The 6,325-nt window shown below is 61.7% G+C and carries 7 protein-coding genes; 1 reads left to right on the top strand and 6 read right to left on the bottom strand.

All coding sequences use genetic code 11. The features are described 5' to 3' along the window. Positions 1 to 670 (top strand): IS110 family RNA-guided transposase (locus tag AF337_RS37130; RefSeq protein WP_049730604.1); only part of this gene is annotated, 670 nt, incomplete at its 5' end. A gap of 222 nt (positions 671 to 892) precedes the next feature. On the opposite strand, the gene AF337_RS37125 is transcribed toward AF337_RS37130, so the two are convergent. The 6 genes from AF337_RS37125 to coxB all read right to left on the bottom strand — a co-directional run bounded on the left by AF337_RS37125 (position 893) and on the right by coxB (position 6,209). Then, positions 893 to 1,771 carry a cytochrome c oxidase subunit 3 gene (locus AF337_RS37125; protein ID WP_049736036.1) on the bottom strand — a complete coding sequence of 293 codons (879 nt, stop codon included), beginning with the start codon at positions 1,769 to 1,771 and terminating at the stop codon, positions 893 to 895. A gap of 61 nt (positions 1,772 to 1,832) precedes the next feature. Then, entirely contained in the window at positions 1,833 to 2,441 is a 609-nt protein-coding gene (locus AF337_RS37120; protein WP_049736035.1) for a cytochrome c oxidase assembly protein, read from the bottom strand. Next, positions 2,438 to 2,578 carry a hypothetical protein gene (locus AF337_RS43915; RefSeq protein WP_003569857.1) on the bottom strand — a complete coding sequence of 47 codons (141 nt, stop codon included), beginning with the start codon at positions 2,576 to 2,578 and terminating at the stop codon, positions 2,438 to 2,440. The genes AF337_RS37120 and AF337_RS43915 overlap by 4 nt, the downstream gene beginning before the upstream one ends. Next, a complete protein-coding gene (locus tag AF337_RS37110; protein WP_049736052.1) occupies positions 2,578 to 3,528 on the bottom strand; it encodes a heme o synthase in 951 nt (316 codons plus the stop codon). The genes AF337_RS43915 and AF337_RS37110 overlap by 1 nt, the downstream gene beginning before the upstream one ends. Positions 3,529 to 3,594: 66 nt before the next feature. Next, positions 3,595 to 5,307 carry a cytochrome c oxidase subunit I gene (ctaD, locus tag AF337_RS37105; protein WP_049736034.1) on the bottom strand — a complete coding sequence of 571 codons (1,713 nt, stop codon included), beginning with the start codon at positions 5,305 to 5,307 and terminating at the stop codon, positions 3,595 to 3,597. Positions 5,308 to 5,324: 17 nt separating this feature from the next. Then, entirely contained in the window at positions 5,325 to 6,209 is an 885-nt protein-coding gene (coxB, locus tag AF337_RS37100) for a cytochrome c oxidase subunit II (protein ID WP_049736033.1), read from the bottom strand. Between the last annotated feature and the right edge of the window lie 116 nt (positions 6,210 to 6,325).

Raw genomic sequence — 6,325 nt, 5'->3', positions numbered from 1 at the left:
CGGCCGCAGGGCCAAGACCGATCCGATCGATGCGGCCGTCATCGCTGCCTTCCTCCTGGCGACGAAGCCGGCCATCCGGCCGTTGCGCGATGCCGAGACACAGACCCTGTCCGAGCTCATTGCCCGCCGGCGACAGATCGTCCAGATGGTCGTTGCCGAGGAGAACCGGTTGCGCATGGCGCTGGCCAAACAGGCGCAGAAGAGCATCAAGCGCTTGCTGACAGCCTTGCGCCGCGAGCTTGAGAATCTCGATGCCGATCTCGACAGCCATATCCGCAAATCGCCGGTCTGGCGGGTGCGCGAGACGCTTTTGACCTCGGTGCCGGGTGTCGGGCCGACAACGGCGCGGACGCTGCTGGCCGAGCTGCCCGAACTCGGCAGCCTCGACCGTCGCCAGATCGCTTCACTGGCAGGGCTTGCTCCTTGGACGCGGCAATCGGGGAAGTGGAAGGGCAAGAGCTTCATCGGCGGCGGGCGCGGCAAAGTGCGGGCCGTGCTGTTCATGGCCGCCCTCGTCGCCAGCCGCTACAACCCCGACCTCAAGGCCTTCCGCGACCGCCTGGTCGCGGCCGGCAAGCCCAAGATCGTCGCAATCGTCGCCACCATGCGCAAGCTGCTCACCATCCTCAATGCCATCATCAGGGACGGACGACCATGGCAAAACGCTTGACAACGAAGACAGTCGCTCTCCCCGTAAACGGGGCGAAGGGGATATGCCGCAACCTCTCGGTTGCCCTCCTACCTCTCGCAAGGCACGTCCCCTCTCCCCGTTTTACGGGGAGAGGGTTAGGGTGAGGGGCAGCTTTCCGCGCAAACCGGACAAACCAAGTAGACGTCCGCCATACAAAAAAGGCGGGCACCCGGCCCGCCTTTTCCTTGAAAATCGCTGCAATCAGCCGGCCGCGACAGGGGCGCCCCAGCCGCCCCAGACGTAGATGCAGAAGAACAGGAACAGCCAGACGACGTCGACGAAGTGCCAGTACCAGGCGGCGGCTTCGAAGCCGAAATGCTGTTTCGGGGTGAAGTCGCCGCGCAGCGCCCGGATCAGGCAGACAGCCAAGAAGATCGTGCCGACGAGGACGTGGAAACCGTGGAAGCCGGTCGCCATGAAGAAGGTCGCGCCGTAGATCGAATTCTTGAAGGCGAAGGGCGCGTGGGCATATTCATAGGCCTGGACGCTGGAGAAGAAAATGCCAAGCAGCACCGTCAGAACCAGGCCCTGGACCAGGCCCTTGCGGTCGTTGTGCAGCAGCGCATGGTGCGCCCAGGTGACCGTCGTGCCGGAGAGCAGCAGGATGACGGTGTTGTAGATCGGCAGGTGCCAGGGATCGAGGACTTCGATGCCCTTCGGCGGCCAGGTGCCGCCGGTATAAAGCAGGCGCGACGCCTGGATCGCCTCGTTCGGATAGAGGCTGGCATCGAAATAGGCCCAGAACCAGGCGACGAAGAACATCACTTCCGAAGCGATGAACATGATCATGCCGTAGCGCAGGTGCAGCGAAACGACGCGGGTATGGGCGCCCTCATGGGCTTCCTTCACCGTATCGGCCCACCAGCCGTACATAACGTAGAGAACCAGCGCGAAGCCGATATAGAACAGCCAGGGATTGGCGAGTTCGGCGCCGGCGACCTTGAACGAGCCGCCGTTCAGGTAACGCATGTAGCAGACGCCACCGATCGCCATGATGAAGGCGCCGAGCGAGGCGAGAATCGGCCACGGGCTCGGATCGATGATGTGATAGTCGTGATTCTTCTGATGAGCATCGGCCATGTAGCTATCCCCGGATGTCTTCCTTCACTCCGCTCCCGGCATAGCCGGAAACGAGCCTTGATCAAAGTTTCTTTTCACTCTTTTCCGCTCCACCCTCATTCGAAGCCAGCGGCTTCGGACCCTCTTTCGGGTAGAACGTATATGACAGCGTGACCGTATGTATGTCTTTCGATTCCACGGCCTTGACGATTTCCGGATCGATGTAGAACACGACCGGCATGCCGAGCTTTTCGCCCGGCTTCAGGTCCGTTTCCGTAAAGCAGAAACATTGCACCTTGTTGAAATAGACGCCCGCTTCACCCGGCGTGACATTGAAAACCGCCTGGCCGCGCTGCGTCTCGTTCGAGCGATTCTCGGCGGTGAAATGGACTTGGATCGTCTCGCCGATCTTCGGATTGACCTCGCGTTCGACCGGCTTGAAGTCCCATTGCAGGCCGGGCGCGACATTGGCGTCGAAAGTGACGCGCATCGTCCGGTCGAGCACGACGCTCGACATCTGGTCGACGCGCTGCGTCGTGCCGTTATAGCCGGTCACCTGGCAGAAGATACGGTAGAGCGGCACGGCGGCATAGCTCATCGCGCCCATGCCGAAGACGAAGCTCAGGCACATCATCACGACGGCGCCGTTGTTGCGGCCCTGCTTTTTCGGTGCGGCGGGCTTTTCGCTCATCCGGCCATTCCCCCGCCGATCTTCACGATAGTGATCGCATAGAAGAGAATGACGAGGCCGGCGAGCACCAGCCCGAGGGCGATGTTGCGGTTGCGGCGCGACTTCATCTGCTTTTCGGTGAGCTTGACGAGATCCATCAGAACCAGCCTCCAGCGTGCGAAACGAAGATCGAGGCCAACCGGTCGATCATCAGGGCGGAGAACACGGCAAAGAGGTAGAAGATCGAGAAGGCGAACAGCTTCTTTGCCGGGATCATCTTCAGATCGCCGTCGGGCATGCGCCAGACGGCGATGGAACAGTAGATGAAGATCGCGCCAAGCGCAGCGGCGACGAGGCCGTAGGCGAAGCTGGCGAAGCCGAGGTAGGAGGGCAAGACCGCGCAGATCGCAGTCAGGACCGCATAGGCGACGATCTGATGCTTGGTCACCCGCTCGCCGGAAACGTTCGGCAGCATCGGCACGCCGACGGCCTCGTAGTCGCGCATCTTGAACAGCGCCAGCGCCCAGAAATGCGCCGGCGTCCAAAGGAAGATGATCAGGAAAAGCACGGTGCTTTCGATCGTCACGCTGTTGGTCACGCAGGCCCAGCCGATCATCGGCGGGAAGGCGCCGGCGGCGCCGCCGATGACGATGTTCTGCGGCGTCGAGCGCTTCAGCCACATGGTGTAGACGACGGCATAGAAGAAAATGGTGAAGGCGAGGATGCCGGCCGAGAGCCAGTTGACGGCAAGGCCGAGGATGACGACCGAGAAGCCCGACAGCACCAGGCCGAAGGCCAGCGCCTCCGACGGCGCGATGCGGCCGGCCGGGATCGGACGGTTGGCGGTGCGGCTCATGATGGCGTCGATATCGGCGTCATACCACATGTTGAGCGCGCCGGAGGCGCCGGCACCGACGGCGATACAGAGAATGGCGATCAGGCCGAGGACGGGATGGATGTGGCCCGGTGCCAGCACCAGGCCGGCAAAGGCGGTGAAGACCACGAGCGACATCACCCGCGGCTTCAGCAATTCGAAATAATCGCGCGCACTCGCTTCCGACAATTCGCCGTCCTTTGCAAGCACCCCGTGATTGTCGATAACCGTCATCATTCCGTCCCGAATGTCAGAATATCAGGACGCCGCAGTCGATACGGCGTCCTGACACCCGCGCAATTACTTGATGCGCGGAAGCTGTTCCCACTGGTGATAGGGCGGCGGCGAAGGCAGCTGCCATTCGAGCGTCGTTGCACCCTCACCCCACGGATTATCGCCGGCGACGCGCTTCTTGGCCAGGGCTTCGAAGACGCCGAAGAGGAAGATCAGCACACCGAAGGCCGAGATGTAGGAGCCGATCGAGGAAACATAGTTCCAGCCGGCAAAAGCATCAGGATAGTCGATGTAGCGGCGCGGCATGCCGGCGAGACCGAGGAAATGCTGCGGGAAGAACACCAGGTTGACGCCGATGAACATGACCCAGAAATGCAGCTTGCCGACAAACTCGTTGTACATGTAGCCGGTCATCTTCGGGAACCAGTAGTACCAGCCGGCGAAGATCGCGAAGACGGCGCCGAGCGACAGAACGTAGTGGAAGTGGGCCACGACGTAATAGGTGTCATGCAGCGAGCGGTCGAGACCGGCATTGGCGAGCTGGACGCCGGTGACGCCGCCGACCGTGAACAGGAAGATGAAGCCGATCGCCCAGAGCATCGGCGTGCGGAACGAGATCGAGCCGCCCCACATCGTCGCGATCCAGGAGAAGATCTTCACACCGGTCGGAACGGCGATGACCATCGTCGCGAAGACGAAGTAGCGCTGCGCGTCGAGCGACAGGCCGACCGTGTACATGTGGTGGGCCCAGACGACGAAGCCGACGGCACCGATCGCGACCATGGCGTAGGCCATGCCGAGATAACCGAAGATCGGCTTCTTCGAGAAGGTCGAGATGATGTGGCTGATCATGCCGAAGCCCGGCAGGATGAGGATGTAGACCTCGGGGTGACCGAAGAACCAGAACAGGTGCTGGTAGAGGATCGGGTCGCCGCCGCCTTCCGGAGAGAAGAAGGAGGTGCCGAAGTTACGGTCGGTGAGCAGCATGGTGATGCCGCCTGCCAGAACCGGCAGCGACAGCAAGAGCAGGAAGGCGGTGATCAGCACCGACCAGGCAAACAGCGGCATCTTGTGCAGCGTCATGCCGGGAGCGCGCATGTTGAGGATCGTGGTGATGAAGTTGATCGCACCGAGGATCGACGAGGCGCCGGCAATGTGCAGCGCGAAGATCGCCAGATCGACCGCCGGGCCGGGCGTGCCGCTGGTCGCCAGCGGCGGATACATCGTCCAGCCGCCGCCGGTGCCGTAGGCGCCTGCCGGGCCCTCGACGAACATCGACAGCAAGAGCAGCGCAAAGGCCGGAACGATCAGCCAGAAGGAGATGTTGTTCAGGCGCGGGAAGGCCATGTCGGGCGCGCCGATCATGATCGGCACCATCCAGTTGGCAAAACCGCCGATCATCGCCGGCATGACCATGAAGAAGATCATGATCAGCGCGTGCGCCGTGGTGAACATGTTGAACATCTGCTTGGCGCCGTCGATCGCGGCATCGCCCTCATAGCCGTAGACCATCGAGGCCAGGCCGTGGAAGATCTGGATGCCAGGCTCCTGCAGCTCCATGCGCATGGCCACCGACAGCGCGCCGCCGATGATGCCGGCAATGATCGCGAAGATCAGATAGAGCGTGCCGATGTCCTTGTGGTTGGTCGAGAACAGCCAGCGATTGACAAAGCTCGGCTTGTGCCCGTGCCCATGCCCGTGATCGTGGTCATGATCATGGGCGTGGTCATCATGGGCATGACCGTGAGAATGATCGTCGTGAGCGGAAGGTCCAGCCATTGTCCCGATCCCCTTAATTACTGTGCTTCGGCGACGTCGAGGGTCTTTGCGGGACCATCGGTTGCAGCCATGAGTGTCTTGTAGGCGCCGGGCAGGTCGCTGGCGGCTGCGGTCAGCCACTGCTTGTACTTGTCCTCGGAGACGACGCGGATGGCGATCGGCATGAACGCATGGTCCTTGCCGCAGAGCTCGGAACACTGGCCATAGAACAGGCCTTCGCGCTCGGCCTTGAACCAGGTCTCGTTCAGGCGGCCCGGCACAGCGTCGATCTTGACGCCGAAGGACGGCATGGCGAAAGCGTGGATGACGTCGGTCGGGGCGGAGGTCACGAGAACGCGGACCGTCTTGTTGACAGGCAGCACCAGTTCGTTGTCGACGGCCAGAAGCCTGGGATAGACCGACTTGTCTTCCTTGCCGGCGGCGGCGCGGTCCTGATCCTTCAAGAGATAGCTGTCGAAAGCCAGTGGGCTGTCGCCCGAACCTTCATATTCATAGTTCCACTGCCACTGGGTGGCGGTCGCCTTGATCGTCACGTCGGGGTTTTCGGGCAGCGTCAGCTGCGCCGTCAGCAGGTTGAACGAGGGAATGGCGAGAAGAAGCAGCACCAGGACCGGCCCCACGGTCCAGGCAATCTCGATCAGCGTGTTGTGGCTCGTCTTCGAGGGAACCGGGTTCGCGCTGGCGCGGAACTTGACGCAGACGACGATGAGCAGCACCAGAACGAAGAGCGTGATCGGAACGATAAACCACAGGGTATATTGTTCGAACCAGTGGATCTCCCGCATGATCGGCGTTGCCGCCGGCTGCAGCGTTGCCTGCCACGGCGTTGGCTGGTCGGCATATGTGCCGGAAGCAAAAAGCAGACAGACCAGCGTGGTCAGGGCTGCATAAGCCTTCTTCATCACCTTATTATCTCCCTCGAGCGCTTGACCTGCAGCATAGAACGCAGAATCCTTGCCATCTTCAGCGCTTCAAACCACAGTTTGGCATTTGCCGCAACAGGTCAGAGCAATTGTCT

It is taken from the genome of Rhizobium ecuadorense, from assembly GCF_001187535.1.
GTDB classification, from domain to species: domain Bacteria; phylum Pseudomonadota; class Alphaproteobacteria; order Rhizobiales; family Rhizobiaceae; genus Rhizobium; species Rhizobium ecuadorense.
The sequence above is the reverse complement of the archived record's forward strand: the minus strand, read 5'-3'. Positions and strand labels throughout refer to the sequence as shown.